This is a genomic window from Pseudomonas mandelii (genome assembly GCF_900106065.1).
GTDB lineage: Bacteria > Pseudomonadota > Gammaproteobacteria > Pseudomonadales > Pseudomonadaceae > Aquipseudomonas > Aquipseudomonas mandelii.
Map to the genome: position 1 here is coordinate 3,989,168 of NZ_LT629796.1, position 21,696 is coordinate 4,010,863.

Genomic DNA, 21,696 nt, shown 5'->3' on the forward strand with positions numbered 1-21,696 from the left:
ATGGCATTTTGAGAGGATGCAATTTGCACGGTAAATTAAGCCACGATGACAAGGGGCGGCTGCCTACACTTAAAAAGCCCTACGGACGACATGACAAAAGCAGGCCTGGCCGTTAACATGCTCGCCGTCTATCGCACCGCATCCCAGCGGGGCGATCTGTGTCTCAGTAGCTCAATTGGATAGAGCATCCCCCTCCTAAGGGGAAGGTTGGCAGTTCGAACCTGCCCTGGGACACCACCTGATTTTCAGCCCTGCGCTGTGATAAAAAGCCCCGCCGGAGAATCCTCCAGCGGGGCTTTTTTATGCCCGTCGACCCGACGACCTACATGGCAAGTCCATCGTTGCTGTGCCTTACTCCTCGTACCATGCAAGGAGTGACGCGATGCGACACAGAGGTGCACATTTCTGGTTATGGACCAACAGCCGGCTACCTCACCACATCCATGAAGAAGTGCTCAGCGATGGTGTGCAGGTCGAGGTGCAGGCACGGGTCGGTCATGGGGGCGTCACGCAGGTGTTCATCGGTATATACGCTGACGGTGGCGGGGCGATTTGCGAGGAGTTTCATGACCGCGCGGTGGGTGAATATTATTGTTCCGCGTTGAAGTGGGGCGCTCAGCGGGCAAGAGAGCTGGTGGCGGACAGCCAAGCGTTTGTCGCGCCGCATCGGGTGCAATTGACGTTGGCCCCGGTGATTACCGATGAACCGACACTGGCCTTGCGGCGCATGGAGATGTCCGAACGGGAGCGTTTGAAAATCCGCTCCGAAGACGCCTGGTCGGAGTACCTGGCTGCCAAAGCCGCGATGCTTGAGCTGATGCGCGCCACCAAAGTCGACCCCGGGGTGTGGGCGGACCACAAGGATCGCCTGCGGCAGGCGATTGATCGGCGCATCAATGTGCAACGCGCCTATCTGCGCTGAGTCATTTGCCGATCGACAGGCTCGAGGAGCGTCGCAGTTCCTCAATGGTCTCGATCAGTTCATCGTAGGACACCGGTTTGCCGATGTGCTGGTCGAAGCCCGATTGCCGGGATTTCTGAATATCGCTTTGGGCACCGTAGCCCGTCAGCGCAATGGCCGGCACATCCCTGAGCAGCGGGAGTTGCCGCAAAGCGCTCATCAGTTCGTGACCGTTCATGACTGGCATGCCCAGGTCCGAAATGATCAGGTCGAAGTGCGTGCCTTTTGCGGCGTCCAGCGCGGCCACCGGACGGTCGAAGGCAATCACTTGCGCGTCCTCCATTTCCAGCAGCATCTTCAAGGTTTCCAGCACTTCGGCAGAGTCGTCGACCAGCAGAATGGTCAAGCCGCTCAGCCGTCCGGCCCCCTCGTCGACCTGCGTAGCGGTTTGAGCGTCATGATCAGTCTTGGCCATCGGCAAGTAGACACTGAACGTGCACCCTGCACCCAACCCGGGTGAGCTCACTTCAACCGAGCCGTGTTGTGCTTCTGCCAGTTGGCGGACCAGCGACAAGCCGATCCCCAGCCCTTCACGGTTGTGCGTGGCATGTTGCTTCTCTGCCTGGCCGAACAGATCGAACACGTGCTCAAGGTTCTCGGCGGCAATGCCGGTGCCGTTGTCTTTGACGTCCAGCCGCACCCTGTTCCCGTCCTGGCTGGCGATCAGTTGCACGTGGCCATTGGGCGGGGTGAATTTCAGCGCGTTGTTCACCAGGTTCCAGATAATCTGTTCCAGGCGTGTCGGATCGGCATGCACCATCAACGGCTCTGAAGGCACATGCAACTCGACCGTGGTTTCGTGCCGTTCGTTGAGCACGACGCTGTGGATATCACGCAGCACGCTGACCAGGTCCGTGGCGACCGGTTGCAGCTTGAGTTTGCCGGTACGGACACGGGCGACATCCAGCAGATCATCGATGATCCGGGCCTGGCTATTGACGGCATCGCAGATCGTATTGACGGCCTTGGCGGCCGGAGCCACGGACTTGGTCACCGGCAGGCGACGCAGCAGCTCAGCGTTGAGCTGGATCAGGTTCAGCGGGTGCTTGAGCTCATGGGACATGACTGCGAAGAACTCGTCCTTGAGGTAATTGGTGTTGCGGGTCTCGGCCAGCGCCAGGCTTTGCGCTTCGTGCTGACGTTTGTGGCCGGTCAGGTCCCGGGCAATCTTCACGTAGCCTCGGAGGTTGTCACCGCTGAGCAACGTCGCCTCACCACTGCAAAAGAACCGACTGCCATCCTTGCGCAAGTGCCAGCGTTCGTCCTCGCTGCGCCCATGGTCGCGCACCGTCTGCAGTTCTTTCTCGGGCACGCCGCTGGCGCGGTCCTCTTCAGAGAAAATAAAGTCGTAATAAGCGCCCTCTGCTTCGCTCTTGCTATAACCGAAGATCAACTCGGCACCTTTGTTCCAGCTGGTGATCACCCCTTGTTCATCCAGCGTGATGATCGCGTAATCGCGGGTGCTTTCAGCCACCAGACGCATGCGTTCTTCGCCCAGGCGCAGTTCTTCTTCGGCGGCGCGGCGTTTGGTGATGTCGATGAAGGTCAGCACCGTCCCGTCGATATGGTCTTCGCTGGAGCGGTAGGGCAGCAGGCGGGCGATGTACCAGCGCTTGTCGGTGCTGCTGACTTCGCGCTCGATCATGTTCAATGACTCGAAGACCAGCGCTGCATCACGGGCCAGGTCGTCGTAGTGCAGTCGGTGGGTGATGTCGAGCAAGGAGCGTCCGGTATCCACCGGCAACATGCTGAAGATGTCCGTGGCGCGCGGAGTGAACCATTTGATCCGCATGTTGCGGTCAACGAACACCGTGGCGATGTCGGTGGAGGCGATCAGGTTGGTCAGGTAGTCGTTGATCTTGTCGGTTTCTTCAACTTTGGTTTTCAGCTCGAAGTTGACCGTCAGCAACTCTTCGTTGATCGATTGCAGTTCTTCCTTGCTGGTCTCCAGCTCTTCGGTGGCCGAGCGCAGCTCTTCGTTGATTGCCTGCATTTCTTCGTTGGAGGCCTTCAGCTCCTCGCTGGAGACTTCCGATTGTTCGATGGTGTCCTGCAAGTGCAACTTGGTGCGTTGCAGTTCGCGTTCAAGGTTGGACAGCACCTGGCTTTCGGTTTGCGTCAGGGTCGAGGCGGCCTGTTCCGAGGGATCGACTTCGGCCTCTTCGAAAATCACCAGGACAAACTCGCCGTCCGACTCTTCGTCCTTATAAGGCTGCGCCATCAGGTCGACTTTGTAACGCCGGTTGTCCCGGCTGATCGGCACCGCACGGGATTTGACCACCAGGCCACTCTGCTGGACCTGAAACAGCGTGGTGCGAATCTCCAGACGCAACTCGGGAACAATCAGCGTCAGCAAGTTACGCGACAACTCGCCGCCCACATGGCGCAGGAAGCGCCCAGCGCTATCGCTCATGTGCAGGATGTCGGCGTTGGCATCGACAATCATGCTCGGTGGCGCCGCGCTTTCGAGGGCGCGCTGATGGATGTCGGCAAAGGACAGTTTGCGCTGCACCGCGTTTTGCGGCGTCTCACGGGAAATATTGCTGCGCACATACCCGCCGCGCGGCATGGTTGGGGTACGTCGGCTATTGGTCGTGCCGGTCTTGGCGCGGAAGATCCGGTTGCGCTTGTCCACCGGAGCGAACAGTTCGTGGCAAGCATCGGCGCTCTCGGAAGAGCCCAGGAACAGGAAACCGCCCGGACGCAGTGCGAAGTGAAACATTTGCAGAATTTCACGCTGCACTTCGCGATCCAGGTAGATCAGCAGGTTGCGGCAAACGATCAGGTCAATCTGCGAAAAGGGCGGATCGGACAACAGGCTGTGTTTGGCAAACAGGACCTTTTCGCGAATTTCCTTGCGAATCCGGTAGTGGTCATCTTCCTTGACGAAGTAATGCCGCAGGCGCGTCGGCGGCACATCGGTCACGATCGCTTGCGGGTACAGACCGGCCCGGCCGATGCTGATGGCGCGCTCGTCAATGTCGGTGGCGAACAGTTGCAGCGAGGCTTTGCTGGCGTCCAGTTGCAGTTGATCGTTGAGCAGCATCGCCAGGCTGTAGGCTTCTTCGCCCGTTGAACAACCGGCGGACCAGACACGGATTTCTTCTTTCTCGGGCTGCGCCGACACGGCGGCACTGACCAGTTGCGGCAGCACGTTCCGCTCCAGGGCTTCGAACGCCTCGCGATCACGGAAGAAGTTGGTCACGCCAATCAACATATCGCCCAGCAGGGCTTTGGTTTCGTCGGGATTGTTTTGCAGGAAGCGGAAATAGGCACCCAGGTCGGGTTGGGCCGTGACCTGCATCCGGCGCTCGATCCGCCGCAACACGGTCGCGCGCTTGTAGTGCTTGAAATCATGGCCGGTGCCGGTGCGCAGCTGGATCAGGATGTCATGGAGCAGCTGTTCGGCGAGCGCCGCGTCACGCTCGGACACGGAGGCGAACGTTTGCAGGTCCGGGTCGTTGGCGGTGGGCAGGCTGATTTCCTGTGAGTTTCGCCACAGCTCCAGCAGCTTTTGCGGCATTTCCACCACCGGCAACACCAGATCGACATTGCCGGTTTCGATGGCAGCGCGAGGCATGCCGTCAAACTCGGCATCTTCCGGTGCCTGGGCCATGGTGATGCCACCGTGTTCCTTGATGCGCGACAGCCCGACCGCACCATCGGAGCCACTGCCTGACAGCACCAGGCAGAAAGCGCGCTCGCGGTGGACTTCGGCCAGGTCGCGGAAAAACAGATCAATCGAGGCGTGCCGAGACCCGTGCGGGTCGTTGCTGCTGACTTCAAGCACCCCGTCATTCATCGTCAGCCGCTGAGCCGGCGAGATGACGTAAACGTGATTTTTCTCGATCGGCACCGTTTTGGTGACTTGCAGGACTGGCATCCGGGTCGATTCCTGGATGATCTTGTCCGCGATGCTCTGGTGATCGGGCGACAGGTGAAGAATGATCACGAACGCCATGCCGTTGTCATGCGGCATGTTCTCGAAAAACAGTTTGATGGCTTGCAGCCCGCCCGCCGACGCTCCAACGCCTACCACTGGAAAATCCAGGGTGCTGGGCTTCAGGGCCTTACGCTCAGGAGCCGGGGCCGAGTGCTGGGGGGTGCTGGTCATTTCTTCTGCCTTAGTCGGCGACTGCGGTCTATTGATATCTTCGGTTATAAAAAGCGCGTCAATAAAGCAGCATAATCCCGTTTTTCAATAACACCTTCAAATATTTAGAGACACTTGATTGGCTGGAGTTCTCAAGGGAACGGCACTCCTGGCCGATAACCCGAACGGTCATTGTCTTCTTCTCAAATTGCCTGGAAATCTTCGATGCTGTCGTATCACCAAAAGAGTTTTCTGATCGTCGATGATTTCTCGGATTTCCGCAGTTCCGTCAGGTCCATGCTGCGTGAACTGGGGGTCAAGGACGTCGACACCGCAGACACCGGGGAGCAGGCGCTGCGCATGTGTTCGCAGAAGGCCTACGATTTCATCCTGCAGGATTTTCACCTCGGCGACGGCAAGAAGAACGGCCAGCAAGTCCTCGAAGACTTGATGATCGAAAAACTGATCAGCCATGAAAGCGTGTTCGTCATGGTCACTGCCGAAACCAGCCAGGCCATGGTGCTCAGCGCGCTGGAACACGAACCCGACGCTTACCTGACCAAGCCGTTCAACCGTTCCGGCCTGGCCCAGCGCCTGGAGCGTCTGGAACAGCGCAAGAACCTGCTCAAGCCGATCCTGCAAGCGCTCGATCGTGGCAAACCGCTCGAAGTGCTCAATGCCTGCATCGAGCTGTGCAAGAAGGACATCCGTTATTCGCCGCTGTGCCTGCGTTACCGCGCGGACGCCTTGCGCGACCTGAATCAAAACGAAGCGCTGGAACGTCTCTACGACAGCATCATTGCCGATCGGCCGTTGCCGTGGGCGTTTGCCGGGTTGGGCAAGTTGCTGTTCAAGCGTGGCCAGGTCAGCCAGGCTAAGGGCGTCTACGAAAAAGCCCTGAAAGTGTTTCCGATGATGCCGGCGCTGTATGACGGCATGGCTGATGTGCTGGTGGCCGAAGGGGATACCAAGGGCGCGCAGAAAGTATTGGAAGAAGCCATTCGCCTGTCGCCGCTGGCGGTGCGCCGGCAAGCACTGCTGGGCAAACTGGCGATGGCCAACGAAGATTTCGATACGGCCTCAAAGGCTTATCGCCAGGCCGTGTCCCAAGGCGCGCAGTCACGCTTCAAGGATGCCGAAAGCAACCTCGGCCTGGCCCATGCGTTGATCAGCAAAGGCAGCGAGAAAGGCCTGGATACCCGCACCCGACTGGAGATCAATACGACCCTCAGTCTGGTGGCCAAGGAAAACCCGTCTGATCCTGGCCTGCAGATTCGTGCGCGCCTGATGAAAGCCACCAGCCTGTTGCTCAACGACGCCGAAACCGCCGAGAAGCTCACCGAGCAGGCGATGATGCGCCTCGATGGCATGGAGCAGTTCATGAGCGCCGAAGCCGCGCTGCTGGTGGCCAAGCAGCTGCAAATGCTCGGCCAGGCGAGCGCCGGCGCGACGATGTTGAAAAACTGTGCGGAAATCTACGGTGACGATCCAGTGGTGATGCAAGGGATCGCCAAACTGACCGACGACCCGACGATCCTCAGCCAGAGCAACGCGGCCTCCGACCTCAACCGGCAGGGTGTGCAGGTGTACAAGACCGGCAATCTGGTCGAAGCCCGGGCAATCTTTCGCAAAGCGCTGGCGCTGCAACCGAAGAACATCAGTATCGCCCTTAACATGGCGCAATCGCTGCTGCACGGCACCGATACCAGCGTAGCGTCGGCCGAGCTCGATGAATGCCGGGCCTGCCTGAAACTGGTGGGCATGATGCCCGACACCGACGCGCGGTATCCGCGCTTTCAGAAACTGAAAATCAAGGCGTTCAGCGGATGAGCCAAGACAACTCTGCACTGGATTTTTCGACGGTGATTGCCTCCACCGTGCACGACATGAAGAACTCGTTGACCCTGCTGATGCAGGCCCACAGCCAATGGCTGGCCCGCTTGCCCGATCCCGAACGGCACAGCCCGGAGCAGGGCGTCATCGAGTACGAGTTCGCTCACCTCAACGGCATGCTGGTGCAGTTGCTGGGGCTGTACAAACTGGGCGTCAATCAGATGCCGTTGCAGCCGGCCTACCATGAGCTGGATGATTTCATCGAAGCGCAACTGGCCGCTCATCAGGAAGTGTTCGCCAGTCGCGGCATTGTCGCGACTTATGAAGTCGACCCGTTGAGCCCCTTGGGTTTCTTTGATCGCGAGCTGGTGGCCTCGGTGCTGGCCAACTGCATCAACAACGCCATTCGTTACGCCCGCCAGTCATTGCTGATCAGTGTCGGCGACGAGGCCGGCGAACTGGTGCTGTCCATCAACGACGATGGCGACGGTTATCCGGTCGAGATGATCGAGCGTCAGGCCGATTATGTGCAGGGCATCAACCACAGCAGCGGCAGCACAGGCCTGGGCTTGTATTTCGCCGGACGGATCGCCGCCTTGCATCAGCGCAATGGCGTGGAAGGACGCACCCGGATCAGCAACGGCGGGCCGTTGGGTGGTGGGGTGTTCAGCCTCTGTTTGCCCTGACGTTTCTTTTTGTGTGGCGCTGCTTGATATTCCGAACAGGCGGAGCCTATTTTGTACGGGTCGCCGTTCGCGGCTCGCACAATTACAAAGGATTGCGTCATGACAACCGATGGCCAGCGTTCACTCGCACAGCGATTGACGGGCATTGATGAGATTGAATGTGTCACGCCGGATTTGAACGGCGTGCCTCGGGGCAAGGTAATGACCGCCGAGGGGTTTCTCGAAGGAAGGCGTTTGCAGATGGCGCGGGGTGTGCTGCTGCAATGCATCATGGGCGGATATCCGCCCGCACGCTTTTACGGCAGCGATGATGGCGACCTGGCGCTGGTGCCTGACCCGGCACACATCCACCGCCTGCCCTGGAGCCCGCAACCGCGGGCACTGGCCATTTGCGACGCCGATGAACTGACCGGCGAGAGCTCGAAGCTGTCGACCCGTGGCCAACTCAAGGCGGTGATCACCCGTTACGCGGCGCTGGGCCTGGCGCCGGTGGTGGCGACCGAGCTGGAATTCTTCGTGTTCGCGCCCAATCCCGACCCGACGCAACCGTTCCAGCCGCCGCTGGGCCTGGACGGTCGGCGCGAGGAAGGTCATTCGGCGTTCAGTGTCAGTTCCAATAACGGTCTGCGGCCATTCTTCAGCGAAGTCTACCAATGCATGGCGGCCCTGGGTTTGCCGCGCGACACCTTCATGCATGAGATGGGCGTCAGCCAGTTCGAGATCAACTTGCTGCACGGCGATCCGTTGCTGCTGGCCGACCAGACGTTCCTGTTCAAGCACCTGCTCAAGGAAGTCGCGCTCAAGCACGGCCTGAGCGTGGTGTGCATGGCCAAACCGCTGGCGCACACGCCGGGCAGTTCGATGCACATTCACCAGAGCATCGTCGAGATCGGCAACGGACGAAATGTGTTCAGCGATGCGGCAGGCCAACCGACAGCGACCTTCCGTCACTTCATTGGTGGCCAACAGGCCGGCATGGCGGATTTCACCGCGTTGTTTGCGCCGAACGTGAATTCCTATCAGCGCTTGTGCCATCCGTATGCTTCGCCGAACAATGCCTGCTGGTCCCACGACAACCGGGCCGCCGGATTGCGCATTCCGGCCAGTTCACCGGCCGCCCGTCGGGTCGAAAACCGCTTGCCGGGGGCTGACGCGAATCCGTATCTGGCGATCGCCGCCAGTCTTGCCGCCGGTTTGTATGGCATTGAGAACGAACTGGAGCCGAGCGAGGCGATCCAGGGCGAATTCGAAGTCCCGGATAATCTTTCGTTGCCGTGTACCTTGCATGCCGCTCTTGAACGTCTGAAACGTAGCCAATTGGCGAAGGAACTGTTCGGCAAGGAGTTCATCGAAGGCTACGTCGCTTCGAAGACCATGGAGTTGACCAGCTTCTTTGATGAAATTACCCCCTGGGAGCGCCGTGTCCTGGCCACCCAGGCCTGACGACCTGTCGTCTTCGGGCTATCTTTTCGGATAGCCCGTTTCTTACCGCAAGGAGCCGCTCGGAACGCCGATGCGCCAAATCTGGAAACCTTTTCGAGCGCTTTATTTTGCCTCGCTGATGATGTTGATCGGCTCAGGCTTGCTGAGTACCTACCTGGGCTTGCGTCTGGCGGCGGATAACGTCGACAGCTTGTGGGTGGGTGCGTTGATGGCCGCCAACTATTTCGGCCTGGTGCTGGGTGGCAAGATCGGTCACCGACTGATCGCCCGGGTCGGGCATATTCGCGCCTATTCGGCCTGCGCCGGGATTGTCGGCGCGGCGGTGCTCGGCCACGGTCTGGTCGACTGGCTGCCAGCGTGGATATTCCTGCGGGTGATCGTCGGTCTCGGCATGATGTGCCAGTACATGGTGATCGAAAGCTGGCTCAATGAGCAGGCTGAAGCGTCCCAGCGTGGCACGGTATTCAGCGGCTACATGATCGCGTCCTACCTGGGACTGGTGCTGGGCCAACTGATTCTGGTCATGCACCCGGCCCTGGGCCTGGAGCTGCTGATGCTGGTCGCCTTGTGCTTCGCGCTGTGTCTGGTGCCGGTGGCCCTGACCCGGCGGATTCACCCGGCGCCATTGCATCCGGCGCCGATGGAGCCGCGGTTCTTCATCAAGCGCGTGCCGCAGTCATTGAGCACGGTGCTGGGCGCGGGGCTGATCATTGGCTCCTTCTACGGTCTGGCGCCGCTGTATGCTTCGCAGCAAGGATTGTCCACCGAGCAGGTCGGTCTGTTTATGGGTAGCTGCATTTTTGCCGGGCTGCTGGTGCAGTGGCCATTGGGCTGGCTCTCTGACCGTTATGACCGGGCGTTGTTGATCCGCTGTTTTGCGGTGGTCCTGGCCCTGACCGCGTTGCCGCTGGCGATCATGCAGCAGGTGCCGCTGGAGGTTCTGTTCGTCGCCGGGTTCTTCTGTTCGCTGGTGATGTTCTGCCTGTATCCGCTGGCGGTGGCCTTCTCCAATGACCACGTCGAAGGTGATCGTCGCGTGTCCCTGACAGCGATGTTGCTGGTGACTTACGGCGTGGGCGCCAGCATCGGGCCGTTGGTGGCCGGGGTCCTGATGAAGCTGTTCGGCAGCCACATGCTGTATGCCTTCTTCAGCTTCTTCGCGTTGGTGCTGGTGTGGCGGATTCGCCCGAAAGCGGTCACCAACCTGCATCAGGTCGAAGATGCGCCGCTGCATCACGTGGCTATGCCGGACAGTATGTCGAGTTCGCCGCTGGTGGCGTGCCTTGACCCGCGGGTCGATGAGCAGGTGGTGCAGGATCAGATGCAAAATCCGATCAGCCCGGAACCTGCGCCTGAACCAGAGCCGGATCCCGAGACCGATCCACCATCAGAAGACCCGGATGCGGGTCGTGAGCAAAGCTTCACTGAAGCCAGGCCCTAAAAACCTGCGCATAAAAAAACGGGCAGTCACCGCAAGGGACTGCCCGTTTTTTGTTGAAGCACCGTATTACATGTCGTCTTTGTCGAAACGGCGTGCTTCACGCTGTAGCTGATAGACGAACCGTTCGACTTGCCGCTGCACCAGACCGCTCATGTTATGAAAGCGAACACCGGCGAAGGTGGTGGAGATCCTCTCTTCGAAGTGCAGGTAACGCAATTCGACCGGTGCGGTCATGTTGCCGAAGGGCAGGGCGGCGACAAAGCGGTCATAGACCTGGCCCAGTTGCAGGCTGCCGGTGATGTCACCTTCAAAACGCAGTTTGCAGCCGGTGGCCGAGATGTCCAGCAACTTGCCGCCCAAGGTCGATTTAAGTTTCTCACCGCCCAGTTCGACGTTGACCAGTTGCGCCAGTTTCAACGCTGCACGGAACGCATTACGGCGCTGGTGATAGATCACTTCAGCGGGCAGTGGGCCACGATAGCAGCGAGCATCGCCGGACTCATCGATGGTCAGCGTACCGTTACTTTCCCAGGCGATGCGCACGCCGTCATGAAAGCCTTCAACCTTGAATGGTTCTCCGGCCAGCAGAAAACGTTCTCCGTCACGCGGGATCATTTCATCCAGGGCGATCGAATTGCTGTCGCGATCAACGTTCACCAGATAGCTCTGGAAGCGTTGGGTGCGCTCATGGAACGTGATGATCAGCGGATCATGGCTTTCTTGCAGCTGCCGCAGGTTACCGGCGATTTCCATCGGCGTGGATAGCACCTTGGGTGGCTGCGGAGCATCGTCCGCGTTTAAGGCATTGAACACGGTTCATCATTCTCCAGGCAAAATTTGACTGCGACTTGCTAGCATACTGCCAGCATGTGAGGCGTCTTGATAGAGCGTGCTCATCAACAGGCTCAAGCCTGACTAAGCGGGCGCGGCTTTGCGAGCTTGGAGGTTGATCCGCGGGCATCGTAAAGCGCTGGCGGTTCGCCGCCGGTGAGGATTTTCAGCTGATTGGCCGTGGCGGCCTGCTGGACCAGGATCGACTGGCCATTATTGACGTTGGCTGCCTGGCATTGAGCCAGTAGATCGGTCAGTTTCTCGCTCTGTTCCAGCAATTGATCGCCGATGCTCGACTGGCTGGCAAGTTGCTCCAGGCCACTGCGATCGGCCGGCAGATTGAGGCTGACGAGGATTTCACTGCGCTTGCGGCCATGCTGTTCAAGCAGAATGATCATTGCCTGCTTCTGCGCCAGAATATCTTCGAGCAGCGGCATGTCGCGACCGTGCAAGGCGAGGGACTCGGTTTGCAGTAACTCCAGCAAGCGTTGCGCTGGAGCAAAGTCGTCGGTGATCAGTTGCAGTAAATTAGTGTCGTGCATGGCTGGCCTTGGGGTTTAAGCGTCCAAAAGCCTGGCGCAGGCCGTGGCCTAGCGCTGGGCTTCGAAGTTGAGCAGTTTGCTGGCTACACGGTTGCTGTCGACTTTATAGCTGCCATCGGCAATCGCTGCTTTCAACTCGGCCACGCGGGCGTTGTCGACGGCAGGCTGATCGCGCAGCTTGTCAGTGACCTTCTGCAACTGTTGAGCCTCATTGCTGAGGTGTACCGATTCCCCGCTTTTGACGGTACTGGCCTGTTCGGCCGGGGTATTCAGCGGCGCGGATGTGCCGGTTTCGGCGGTTTCCTTCGCGGTGCTGGTACGCGTACTACCGGTAAGTGACGAGGAGCTGTTCAAACGGCTGAAATCGATGACCATGGTAAAAAACCTCTGGGTATTTGGACGCTTGCCATGTTTTCGGCTCTCCCTGCGAAAACTTTAGGCCCATTTATCAATGAGCTTGCATGCGCCAGCGCTTGTCCTGCCTGCGGCACAGTTTAGGGAACAGCCGGGCGGCGCGCCATCTTTCACCAGCAGATTGTTCTACATGGCAACTTCCACCTGGCCCGGCGCGATGACTTGCGCCTTGATGACCCGCTGGGAGTTGAGGTTTTTCACACGAATCTGTTCACGCAGGCCGCCGTTGGACAGGGCTTCGCCCGGCATACGCACACTGAGCGTACCACTGCGGGCGGTAATCACCACTTGGTCGCCCTTGCTGATGACTTCCGCCTGTTCGAGATGGACCAGCGTCAGGACCTGATTGGCGACCGTTGGTCGGGTAAGTTTCTGCCCCACGGCTTGTTCCAGGGAGGTGAAATAACCCTGGTTGATCAGGCTGATGTCTCGCTCGCGCAACATGACATCGCCGGGCTCGATGACCCCGGCGCGTTTGAGCGGCCGGGTGGTGGTGACAACGTCCCGAAACAGGCGGACTTGAGCGGGCACGAAGACTGTCCAGGGGGATGTGCTGTCGCAGCGGACCTTGACCGTGACCCGTCCGATCGGGGTCGCCGGGCTCTCCAGGGTGGCTGTCAATTCCTTGTCGCACATGGGCATGCGCAGTCGCGGATCGAGCTGGTTGACTTCGATTTCGTAGCGTCCTTCCGTTTGACTGGTAGCCAAATAGTCTTCTACGGTGAATTCAAGAAAGCCCTGAGTGACGCCGATAAGCATGTCAGGCAAGGTAACCGCGTCAGCAAGGGCAGGGCTGCCAGCGTTGAACAGGCAGACGGCCGACATTGCGCAAAGCAATTTGCGGGTAATTGATGTCAGGCGTCGGAAAAATGTCGGTTCTGTGTTCATAAGAGTTAAAAAGCAAGCGCCGTGCCGTTTAGCAATAAATGTGCGTCGCAACACACTTAAGCGTTGGTGTAGGAGTCAGTGCATGGCTGGTGTAATGGATTCAGTAAACCAGCGCACGCAACTGGTTGGGCAGAATCGCCTTGAGCTGTTGTTGTTCCGTCTCGACGGCCAGCAGCTGTATGGGATCAACGTGTTCAAGGTTCGGGAAGTGCTGCAATGCCCCAAACTGACCCTGATGCCCAAGTCCAGTCCTGTCGTGTGCGGTGTGGCAAATATCCGGGGGGCGACCATTCCGATTCTTGATCTGGCGATGGCGACCGGCTCCGGCGCACTTAAAGATCAAAGCAATCCCTTCGTGATCATCACGGAGTACAACACCAAGACCCAGGGATTCCTGGTGCGATCGGTGGAGCGCATCGTCAACATGAACTGGGAGGAGATTCATCCGCCACCCAAGGGCACGGGACGCGATCATTACCTGACGGCTGTGACTCGGGTCGACAATCAGTTAGTCGAAATCATCGACGTCGAGAAAGTGCTGGCGGAAGTGGCGCCGACACCGGAAGCGATTTCGGTCGGCGTGGTGGATGTCGAAACCCAGCACAAGGCGCTGTCCTTGCGGGTATTGACGGTCGATGACTCGTCGGTGGCGCGCAAGCAGGTGACCCGTTGCCTGCAAACGGTCGGCGTTGAAGTGGTGGCATTGAACGACGGCAGGCAAGCGCTGGATTACTTGCGCAAGCTGGTCGATGAGGGCAAGAAGCCGGAAGAAGAGTTCCTGATGATGATTTCCGACATCGAGATGCCGGAAATGGACGGGTACACCCTGACGGCCGAGATCCGCAACGACCCGCGCATGCAAAAGCTACATATCATCCTGCATACTTCGTTGTCGGGTGTATTCAATCAGGCAATGGTCAAGAAGGTCGGCGCGGACGACTTCCTGGCAAAATTCCGTCCTGATGACCTGGCATCCCGGGTAGTCGACCGGATCAAAGCAGCAGATATCAGCTAGGGGCCTTCTGCCCCTGGCGGTTAACACGATTTAAGAGGCGGCATCTTTGTCTACGGGTAATTTGGATTTCGAACAGTTCCGGGTATTCCTGGAAAAAGCCTGTGGCATTTTGCTCGGTGAAAACAAGCAGTACCTGGTCTCGAGCCGTCTCAACAAGCTGATGGAGCAGCAAGGCATCAAATCCCTGGGTGAGCTGGTTCAGCGCATCCAGACCCAGCCGCGCAGCGGTTTGCGCGAGATGGTGGTGGATGCCATGACCACCAACGAAACCTTGTGGTTTCGTGACACCTATCCGTTTGAAGTCTTGAAGAACAAGGTGTTGCCCGAAGCGATCAAGGCGGCCCCCGGCCAGCGCTTGCGGATCTGGTCGGCGGCGTGCTCGTCGGGTCAGGAACCGTATTCGCTGTCGATGTCGATCGATGAGTTCGAGCGCGTCAACATGGGCCAGTTGAAGATGGGCGCGCAAATCGTCGCGACCGACTTGTCCGGCACCATGCTGACCAACTGCAAGACCGGCGAGTACGACAGCCTGGCCATCGGCCGTGGTCTGTCGCCCGAGCGTCTTCAGCGTTACTTCGACCCCAAAGGGCCGGGGCGCTGGGCGATCAAGGCGCCGATCAAGAGTCGCGTGGAGTTTCGCTCGTTCAACCTGCTGGACAGCTACGCGGCCCTGGGCAAGTTCGACATCGTGTTCTGCCGCAACGTGCTGATCTACTTCTCCGCCGAGGTGAAGAAAGACATCCTGTTGCGTATTCACAGCACGCTCAAGCCAGGCGGTTATCTGTTCCTCGGCGCCTCCGAAGCGCTGAACGGTTTGCCGGATCATTACCAGATGGTCCAGTGCAGCCCGGGGATCATTTACCAGGCGAAGTGATTCGTTGGCCGCATCAAAAAACGGGAGTCCTCAGGGGCTCCCGTTTTTTTTGCCCGATGATTTCCCTGACATCACCACGATCCCCCTGTGGGAGCGAGCCTGCTCGCGATAGCGGTGTAACAGAAACATGGATGTTGGCTGACACGACGCCATCGCGAGCAGGCTCGCTCCCACAGGGGAGGGTGGTGTTCTTTAGAGGGTGATAAGCGGCAGAAAAGCGGCAGGCGGCGGAAATCGGTTGCCGCTTTTCTGGCATTGCCGTCTTGCCACTGCCGGCAAAGCCCCGGTTTCCGGGGTTTTTTGAATTGGCACGCCACTTGCTATGTCTCTGTTACGAAAAATCAGGTCACCCGAAGGTTTCCCGACATGAGCATCAGCTTCGATAAAGCGCTCGGTATCCATGAACAAGCCCTGGGCTTCCGCGCTCAGCGTGCCGAAGTCCTGGCCAACAACATCGCCAACGCCGATACCCCGAACTACAAGGCTCGGGACCTGGAGTTCTCCAAAGTGCTCGCCGCACAGAACGAGAAAACCAAGGGTGGTACGTTTGCCTTGAACATGACCAACAACCGCCATATCGAGGCTGAAGGCCTGGGCAATGGCGACGAGTCGCTGATGTATCGCACGCCGATGCAGCCGTCGATCGACCAGAACACTGTGGACGCCCAACTGGAACAGTCGAACTACGCGGAAAACGCCGTCGGCTTCCAGGCCAGCTTCACCCTGCTCAACAGCAAATTCAAAGGGCTGATGTCAGCCCTGCGCGGAGAGTAAGTCATGTCCCTATCCAGTGTTTTCAACATTGCCGGTAGCGGCATGAGCGCGCAGACCACGCGCTTGAACACCGTGGCCTCGAACATCGCCAACGCCGAAACCGTCTCGTCGAGCATCGACCAGACCTATCGCGCCCGTCACCCGGTGTTCGCCACCATGTTCCAGGGCGGCCAGAGCGGCGGCAGCGATTCGCTGTTCCAGAACCAGGACGCCGCCGGCCAAGGCGTGCAAGTGCTGGGCGTGGTCGAAGACCAGAGCAACCTTGACGCGCGTTACGAGCCGAACCATCCGGCTGCCGATGCCAAGGGCTACGTCTACTACCCGAACGTCAATGTCGTCGAAGAAATGGCCGACATGATTTCCGCCAGTCGCTCGTTCCAGACCAACGCTGAAATGATGAACACCGCCAAAACCATGATGCAGAAGGTCCTGACCCTCGGTCAGTGATAAGGGGCGACTCAGATGAGTGTTACCGATACCACCAGCGGCGTGAGCATCAAGGACGTCTTGGCCAACTCTTCGGTCAAGACCAATAACACCAGCAGCGACGGCCTGGCCTCGGCCACCAACAGCGCCACCGGCAAGAAGGCGTTGGGCAAGGACGCGTTCCTGCAATTGCTGGTTACCCAGCTGAAGAACCAGAACCCGCTCGAGCCGCAGGACAACGGTGACTTCGTGGCTCAGTTGGCACAGTTCAGTAGCCTGGAAGGCATCACCACGCTGAACGATACGGTCAGCGGCATTGCCGGCAACTACAACTCGTCGCAAGCGCTGCAAGCATCTTCGCTGGTGGGCCGCTCGGTGGTCGCGCAGACCGACACAGCGGTGGTCGATACCTCCAAGAGCTTCAACGGCACGGCCGTGGTTCCGGCATCGGTGGATCCGGTGACGATCAAGATCACCGACGCCGATGGCAAAGTGATTCGCACCATCGATATGGGCAGCCAGCAGGCCGGCAACGCCAGCTTCATCTGGGACGGCAAGAACGATGCGGGCGAAGTGGCCAAGGCGGGCACGTACAAATTCGCCGCCACCGCGACTTACGACAGCAAGGCGACCGCGCTGGTGACTTACCTGCCAGCCACCGTCAACAGCGTGACCATCAGCCAGACCGGCGGTGAGTTGATGCTGAACCTCGCAGGCCTGGGCAGTATCGCCCTGTCCAAAGTACAGACCATTGGTATATAGAGCCGACTAACACGGCACAAAGGAGTGGAATATGTCTTTCAATATCGGCCTTAGCGGTCTCTATGCAGCCAACAAACAACTGGACGTGACCGGCAACAACATCGCCAACGTCGCGACCACCGGTTTCAAATCGTCCCGTGCAGAATTCGAAGACGTGTACTCGGCCACTCGCCTGGGTACCGGCAGCAAGACCGTCGGCAACGGCGTGCGTCTGGCCAACGTTTCCCAGCAGTTCGGCCAGGGCGACGTGAACAACACCGGCAACGTGCTGGACATGGGCATCCAGGGCAGCGGTTTCTTCATCCTCAGCGACAACGGTTCCCTGAGCTACACCCGTGCCGGTGCGTTCAAGACTGACGCCGAAAACTACGTGGTCGACAACAACGGCAACCGCCTGCAAGGTTACGGCGTTGATGACAACGGCAAGATCATCAATGGCGTGCTGACCGACCTGAAAATCGACACCTCGAGCCTGTCGCCCAAGGCCACCACTCGCGTCGACCAGACGATTAACCTGAACTCCTCGGAAACCCTGCCGACCGTTACACCGTTCAACCCGGCCGAGCCATTGAGCTACAACAAGCCGATCTCCACGCATATCTATGACAGCCAGGGTAACCAGCACAACCTGGACCAGTACTACGTGAAAACCGGTACCAACGCGTGGACCGTGTACACCTACGTCGACGGTCGTTCGCCGTCCAACCCGGCCGCCGAGCCACCGGTGCCAGTGACGGCCAACGTGACCTTCAACTCTGACGGTACCGTCAACACCATGACCGGCAGTCCTGGCTTTGCTGTGACCGGTAAAGTCTTCCAGTTGACCGGTTGGGTGCCGGGCGTGGTCACCAATGCCAGCGTGACGCCGAAAGTCTGGGGGCCTAACGGTTCGGTTGCGGCCACTGGCGGCCTGTCCTTCGACATGACCAAGACTACCTCTTACAATTCGCCGACTGCCCGTACCCAGCAATTTCAGGACGGCTACGCCACTGGCCAGATTTCCAGCCTGACCATCGACGAAACCGGTGTCATGACCGCTAACTTCAGCAACCAGCAAACCAAGGCCATCGGCCAGGTGGCGGTCGCGAGCTTCGCCAACGAGCAAGGCCTGCAGCCCATCGGTGGTACGCGCTGGAAAGAAACCTTCGCCTCGGGCGAGGCGGGTGTCGATGCTCCGAAAACCGGTACGCTGGGTGCGGTGGTGTCCAACTCCCTGGAAGAGTCCAACGTCAACCTGACCAACGAACTGGTCGATTTGATCAAGGCGCAGAGCAACTACCAGGCGAACGCCAAGACCATCTCCACTCAGAGCACCATCATGCAGACCATCATTCAGATGACCTGATGCTGGTTCGCGCTGAATAAAGAGCCCCTCGTGAGAGGGGCTTTTTTTATGAGCGGGATTTGTCTCGAGTGCCGAATTTTGCGTTGTCAGTGATGGCCCCTTCGCGAGCGGGCTCGCTCCTACAAAGGATCTTCAGTGCGGCGCCTGTCCAGTTCAGGAGCAAGCCTGCTCGCGAAGGCGTCAGCCCGGTCACCACTTTTCTTGGGGCAAAAGAAAACCCCCGACAATCCAGAGGACTGATCGGGGGTTATCCAGACGAGCGCCTTGCGGCGCTCACCGGCTCAGCTTATTGGCAAGCTTCGCAATCCGGCTCGTCGATGGCGCAAGCCTTCGGCACTGGAGCAGGGCCGGCTGGCGCTGCCAGGACCGAATCTTCACCGTGGTTGCCGCCGCTGGAAACAGCGTTCAGCTTGCCGGTGTTGATGGTCGACTTCTCGGTGCTGGTTGCGGCCAGGGCACGGAGGTAGTAAGTGGTTTTCAGACCACGGTACCAAGCCATGCGGTAGGTCACGTCCAGCTTCTTGCCCGAAGCGCCGGCGATGTACAGGTTCAGCGACTGAGCCTGGTCGATCCACTTCTGACGACGGCTTGCCGCGTCAACGATCCACTTGGTGTCCACTTCGAAGGCGGTCGCGTAGAGCTCTTTGAGTTCTTGCGGGATGCGCTCGATCTGTTGCACCGAACCGTCGTAGTACTTCAGGTCGTTGATCATGACCGAGTCCCACAGACCGCGAGCCTTCAGGTCGCGAACCAGGTACGGGTTGATCACGGTGAATTCGCCCGACAGGTTCGATTTCACGTAGAGGTTCTGGTAGGTCGGTTCGATCGACTGCGATACGCCGGTGATGTTGGCGATGGTCGCGGTCGGTGCGATGGCCATGATGTTGGAGTTACGAATGCCTTTCTGCACACGGGCACGAACCGGTGCCCAGTCCAGGGATTCGTTCAGGTCAACGTCGATGTACTTCTGGCCACGTTGCTCGATCAGGATCTGTTGCGAATCCAGCGGCAGGATGCCTTTGGACCACAGCGAACCCTGGAACGTCTCGTAGGCGCCGCGCTCGTCGGCCAGGTCGCAGGAAGCCTGGATCGCGTAGTAGCTGACCGCTTCCATCGACTTGTCGGCGAATTCGACGGCCGCGTCGGAACCGTAAGGAATGTGCTGCAGGTACAAAGCGTCCTGGAAGCCCATGATGCCCAGGCCGACCGGACGGTGCTTGAAGTTGGAGTTCTTCGCTTGTGGCACCGAGTAGTAGTTGATGTCGATTACGTTATCGAGCATGCGAACGGCGGTGTTCACGGTGCGTTCCAGCTTGGCGGTGTCCAGCTTGCCGTTGACGATGTGGTTCGGCAGGTTGATCGAGCCCAGGTTGCAAACGGCGATCTCGTCCTTGTTGGTGTTCAAGGTGATCTCGGTGCACAGGTTCGAGCTGTGAACCACGCCGACGTGCTGCTGCGGGCTGCGCAGATTGCACGGGTCTTTGAAGGTCAGCCATGGGTGGCCGGTTTCAAATAGCATGGACAGCATTTTGCGCCACAGGTCTTTGGCCTGGATGGTCTTGAACAGCTTGACCTTGCCTGGGTATTCGGTCAGGGCTTCGTAGTACTCGTAACGCTCTTCGAAAGCCTTGCCGGTCAGGTCGTGCAGGTCCGGTACTTCGGACGGCGAGAACAGGGTCCACTTGCCGTCATCGAAGACGCGCTTCATGAACAGGTCAGGGATCCAGTTGGCGGTGTTCATGTCGTGGGTACGACGACGATCATCACCGGTGTTCTTGCGCAGCTCGATGAACTCTTCGATGTCCATGTGCCAGGTTTCCAGGTAGGCACAGACAGCGCCTTTGCGCTTGCCACCCTGGTTAACGGCGACGGCGGTGTCGTTCACGACTTTCAGGAACGGGACAACACCCTGGGATTTGCCGTTGGTGCCCTTGATGTACGAGCCCAATGCACGAACCGGCGTCCAGTCGTTGCCCAGGCCGCCTGCGAATTTCGACAACATGGCGTTGTCGTGGATCGCGTGGTAGATGCCCGACAGGTCATCCGGCACGGTGGTCAGGTAGCAGCTGGACAGCTGTGGACGCAGGGTGCCGGCGTTGAACAGGGTCGGGGTCGACGACATGTAGTCGAAGGACGACAGCAGGTTGTAGAACTCGATGGCACGGTCTTCTTTCTGCTTCTCTTCAATCGCCAGGCCCATGGCCACGCGCATGAAGAAGATTTGCGGCAGTTCGAAGCGGATACCGTCCTTGTGGATGAAGTAACGGTCGTACAGGGTTTGCAGGCCCAGGTAAGTGAACTGCTGATCGCGCTCGTGGTTGATCGCCTTGCCGAGTTTTTCCAGGTCAAAGGTGGCCAGGACCGGGTTCAGCAATTCGAATTCGATACCCTTGGCGATGTACGCAGGCAACGCCTTGGCGTACAGGTCGACCATCTCGTGGTGGGTCGCGCTTTCGGCGACTTCCAGGAAGCTCAGGCCTTCGGCACGCAGGGTGTCCATCAGCAGGCGAGCGGTCACGAACGAGTAGTTCGGCTCGCGCTCGACCAGGGTACGGGCGGTCATCACCAGGGCGGTGTTGACGTCGGTCAGGGCCACGCCGTCGTACAGGTTTTTCAGGGTTTCGCGCTGGATCAGGTCGCCGTCGACTTCTTCCAGGCCTTCGCACGCTTCGGTGACGATGGTGTTCAGGCGGCCCATGTCCAGAGGCGCAAATGAGCCATCGGCGCGGGTGATGCGGATCGACGGGTGAGCGTTGACCGCTTCTTCGGCCGGTGCGTGGGCAGCGCGTTCTTTCGAACGACCGTCACGGTAGATCACGTAGTCGCGGGCCACTTTCTGCTCGCCGGCACGCATCAGGGCCAGTTCGACCTGGTCCTGGATTTCTTCGATGTGGATGGTGCCGCCCGAAGGCATGCGACGCTTGAAGGTTGCGGTGACTTGTTCGGTCAGGCGCGCAACGGTGTCATGGATTCGCGACGAGGCGGCAGCGGTGCCGCCCTCAACTGCGAGAAACGCTTTGGTGATCGCGACGGTGATCTTGTCATCGGTATAAGGAACGACAGTGCCGTTACGCTTGATCACGCGCAGTTGGCCAGGCGCGGTGGCGGACAGATCCGAAGTCGAATCAGCGGCCTGCGGCAAGGTGCCCTGCGGGTTCTCGCGAGTTGTGTCGGTTTGCATGGGGGAGTGTCTCCACATTCTCTATGTTTGTTTGAGCACCTTCATGGTGCCCACCGTTCTGTCCTGAAGCACTACAACCGAGGGGCCTCGGGCATAACAACTTCGGGACAGTAGGAAAAGGCTAATGATGCCGCTTCCTTGCCGAAGTCTTTGGTCTCGAGCCAGGGCCCGAAACCGGATTCCATTC

At 59.1% G+C, this 21,696-nt stretch carries 17 protein-coding genes and 1 tRNA gene; 12 read left to right on the forward strand and 6 right to left on the reverse strand.

Annotated elements, in window-relative coordinates; translation table 11 throughout:
• The first annotated feature begins 160 nt into the window (after positions 1-160).
• Together BLU63_RS18435 and BLU63_RS18440 are read left to right on the forward strand one after the other, a co-directional pair.
• Positions 161-237: transfer RNA gene (locus BLU63_RS18435), tRNA-Arg, on the forward strand.
• A 145-nt stretch (positions 238-382) separates the two neighbouring features.
• A complete protein-coding gene (locus BLU63_RS18440; RefSeq protein WP_083375936.1) occupies positions 383-922 on the forward strand; it encodes a hypothetical protein in 540 nt (179 codons plus the stop codon).
• Between the two features lies 1 nt (position 923).
• Here BLU63_RS18440 and BLU63_RS18445 read toward each other — a convergent pair whose 3' ends face one another.
• On the reverse strand, positions 924-5,075 hold the full coding sequence (locus BLU63_RS18445; RefSeq protein WP_083375937.1) for a CheR family methyltransferase: 4,152 nt from the start codon (positions 5,073-5,075) through the stop codon (positions 924-926).
• A gap of 204 nt (positions 5,076-5,279) precedes the next feature.
• Here BLU63_RS18445 and BLU63_RS18450 point away from each other — a divergent pair, with 204 nt between their 5' ends.
• From BLU63_RS18450 to BLU63_RS18465, 4 genes are all read left to right on the forward strand, one after another.
• Entirely contained in the window at positions 5,280-6,884 is a 1,605-nt protein-coding gene (locus BLU63_RS18450; RefSeq protein ID WP_010457175.1) for a tetratricopeptide repeat-containing response regulator, read from the forward strand.
• Entirely contained in the window at positions 6,881-7,573 is a 693-nt protein-coding gene (locus BLU63_RS18455) for a sensor histidine kinase (protein WP_077749187.1), read from the forward strand. The genes BLU63_RS18450 and BLU63_RS18455 overlap by 4 nt, the downstream gene beginning before the upstream one ends.
• A gap of 201 nt (positions 7,574-7,774) precedes the next feature.
• Complete coding sequence (locus BLU63_RS18460; RefSeq protein ID WP_174604245.1) at positions 7,775-9,016, forward strand: glutamine synthetase family protein; 1,242 nt, start codon at positions 7,775-7,777, stop codon at positions 9,014-9,016.
• Between the two features lie 70 nt (positions 9,017-9,086).
• Positions 9,087-10,457, forward strand: a complete 1,371-nt coding sequence (locus BLU63_RS18465; RefSeq protein ID WP_083375939.1) for an MFS transporter — start codon at positions 9,087-9,089, stop codon at positions 10,455-10,457.
• A gap of 66 nt (positions 10,458-10,523) precedes the next feature.
• On the opposite strand, the gene BLU63_RS18470 is transcribed toward BLU63_RS18465, so the two are convergent.
• The 4 genes from BLU63_RS18470 to flgA form a co-directional block, all read right to left on the reverse strand.
• Positions 10,524-11,270 (reverse strand): flagellar brake protein, encoded by a 747-nt coding sequence (locus BLU63_RS18470; protein ID WP_042932643.1) that lies wholly within the window; start codon positions 11,268-11,270, stop codon positions 10,524-10,526.
• Between the two features lie 92 nt (positions 11,271-11,362).
• Positions 11,363-11,830 carry a flagella synthesis protein FlgN gene (locus tag BLU63_RS18475; RefSeq protein WP_010457166.1) on the reverse strand — a complete coding sequence of 156 codons (468 nt, stop codon included), beginning with the start codon at positions 11,828-11,830 and terminating at the stop codon, positions 11,363-11,365.
• 48 nt (positions 11,831-11,878) lie between these two features.
• A complete protein-coding gene (flgM, locus tag BLU63_RS18480) occupies positions 11,879-12,205 on the reverse strand; it encodes a flagellar biosynthesis anti-sigma factor FlgM (protein WP_010457164.1) in 327 nt (108 codons plus the stop codon).
• Positions 12,206-12,370: 165 nt separating this feature from the next.
• A complete protein-coding gene (gene flgA / locus BLU63_RS18485) occupies positions 12,371-13,132 on the reverse strand; it encodes a flagellar basal body P-ring formation chaperone FlgA (protein WP_077749189.1) in 762 nt (253 codons plus the stop codon).
• A gap of 82 nt (positions 13,133-13,214) precedes the next feature.
• Here flgA and BLU63_RS18490 point away from each other — a divergent pair, with 82 nt between their 5' ends.
• The 6 genes from BLU63_RS18490 (at position 13,215) to flgE (ending at position 18,328) form a co-directional block, all read left to right on the forward strand.
• Complete coding sequence (locus BLU63_RS18490) at positions 13,215-14,147, forward strand: chemotaxis protein CheV (RefSeq protein ID WP_010457160.1); 933 nt, start codon at positions 13,215-13,217, stop codon at positions 14,145-14,147.
• Positions 14,148-14,193: 46 nt separating this feature from the next.
• On the forward strand, positions 14,194-15,021 hold the full coding sequence (cheR, locus tag BLU63_RS18495; protein WP_010457158.1) for a protein-glutamate O-methyltransferase CheR: 828 nt from the start codon (positions 14,194-14,196) through the stop codon (positions 15,019-15,021).
• A gap of 366 nt (positions 15,022-15,387) precedes the next feature.
• The gene (flgB, locus tag BLU63_RS18500; protein WP_010457156.1) at positions 15,388-15,795 is read left to right on the forward strand and encodes a flagellar basal body rod protein FlgB; all 408 of its coding nucleotides are present in this window, start codon (positions 15,388-15,390) and stop codon (positions 15,793-15,795) included.
• A gap of 3 nt (positions 15,796-15,798) precedes the next feature.
• Positions 15,799-16,242: a flagellar basal body rod protein FlgC gene (gene flgC / locus BLU63_RS18505; RefSeq protein ID WP_010457154.1), complete on the forward strand. Its 444-nt coding sequence runs from the start codon at positions 15,799-15,801 to the stop codon at positions 16,240-16,242.
• Positions 16,243-16,257: 15 nt separating this feature from the next.
• Positions 16,258-16,983, forward strand: a complete 726-nt coding sequence (gene flgD / locus BLU63_RS18510) for a flagellar hook assembly protein FlgD (RefSeq protein ID WP_010457152.1) — start codon at positions 16,258-16,260, stop codon at positions 16,981-16,983.
• A 31-nt stretch (positions 16,984-17,014) separates the two neighbouring features.
• Positions 17,015-18,328, forward strand: coding sequence for a flagellar hook protein FlgE (flgE, locus tag BLU63_RS18515; RefSeq protein WP_083375940.1), 1,314 nt, complete (start codon positions 17,015-17,017; stop codon positions 18,326-18,328).
• A 286-nt stretch (positions 18,329-18,614) separates the two neighbouring features.
• On the opposite strand, the gene BLU63_RS18520 is transcribed toward flgE, so the two are convergent.
• Positions 18,615-21,509 (reverse strand): ribonucleoside-diphosphate reductase subunit alpha, encoded by a 2,895-nt coding sequence (locus tag BLU63_RS18520; RefSeq protein WP_010457148.1) that lies wholly within the window; start codon positions 21,507-21,509, stop codon positions 18,615-18,617.
• Between the last annotated feature and the right edge of the window lie 187 nt (positions 21,510-21,696).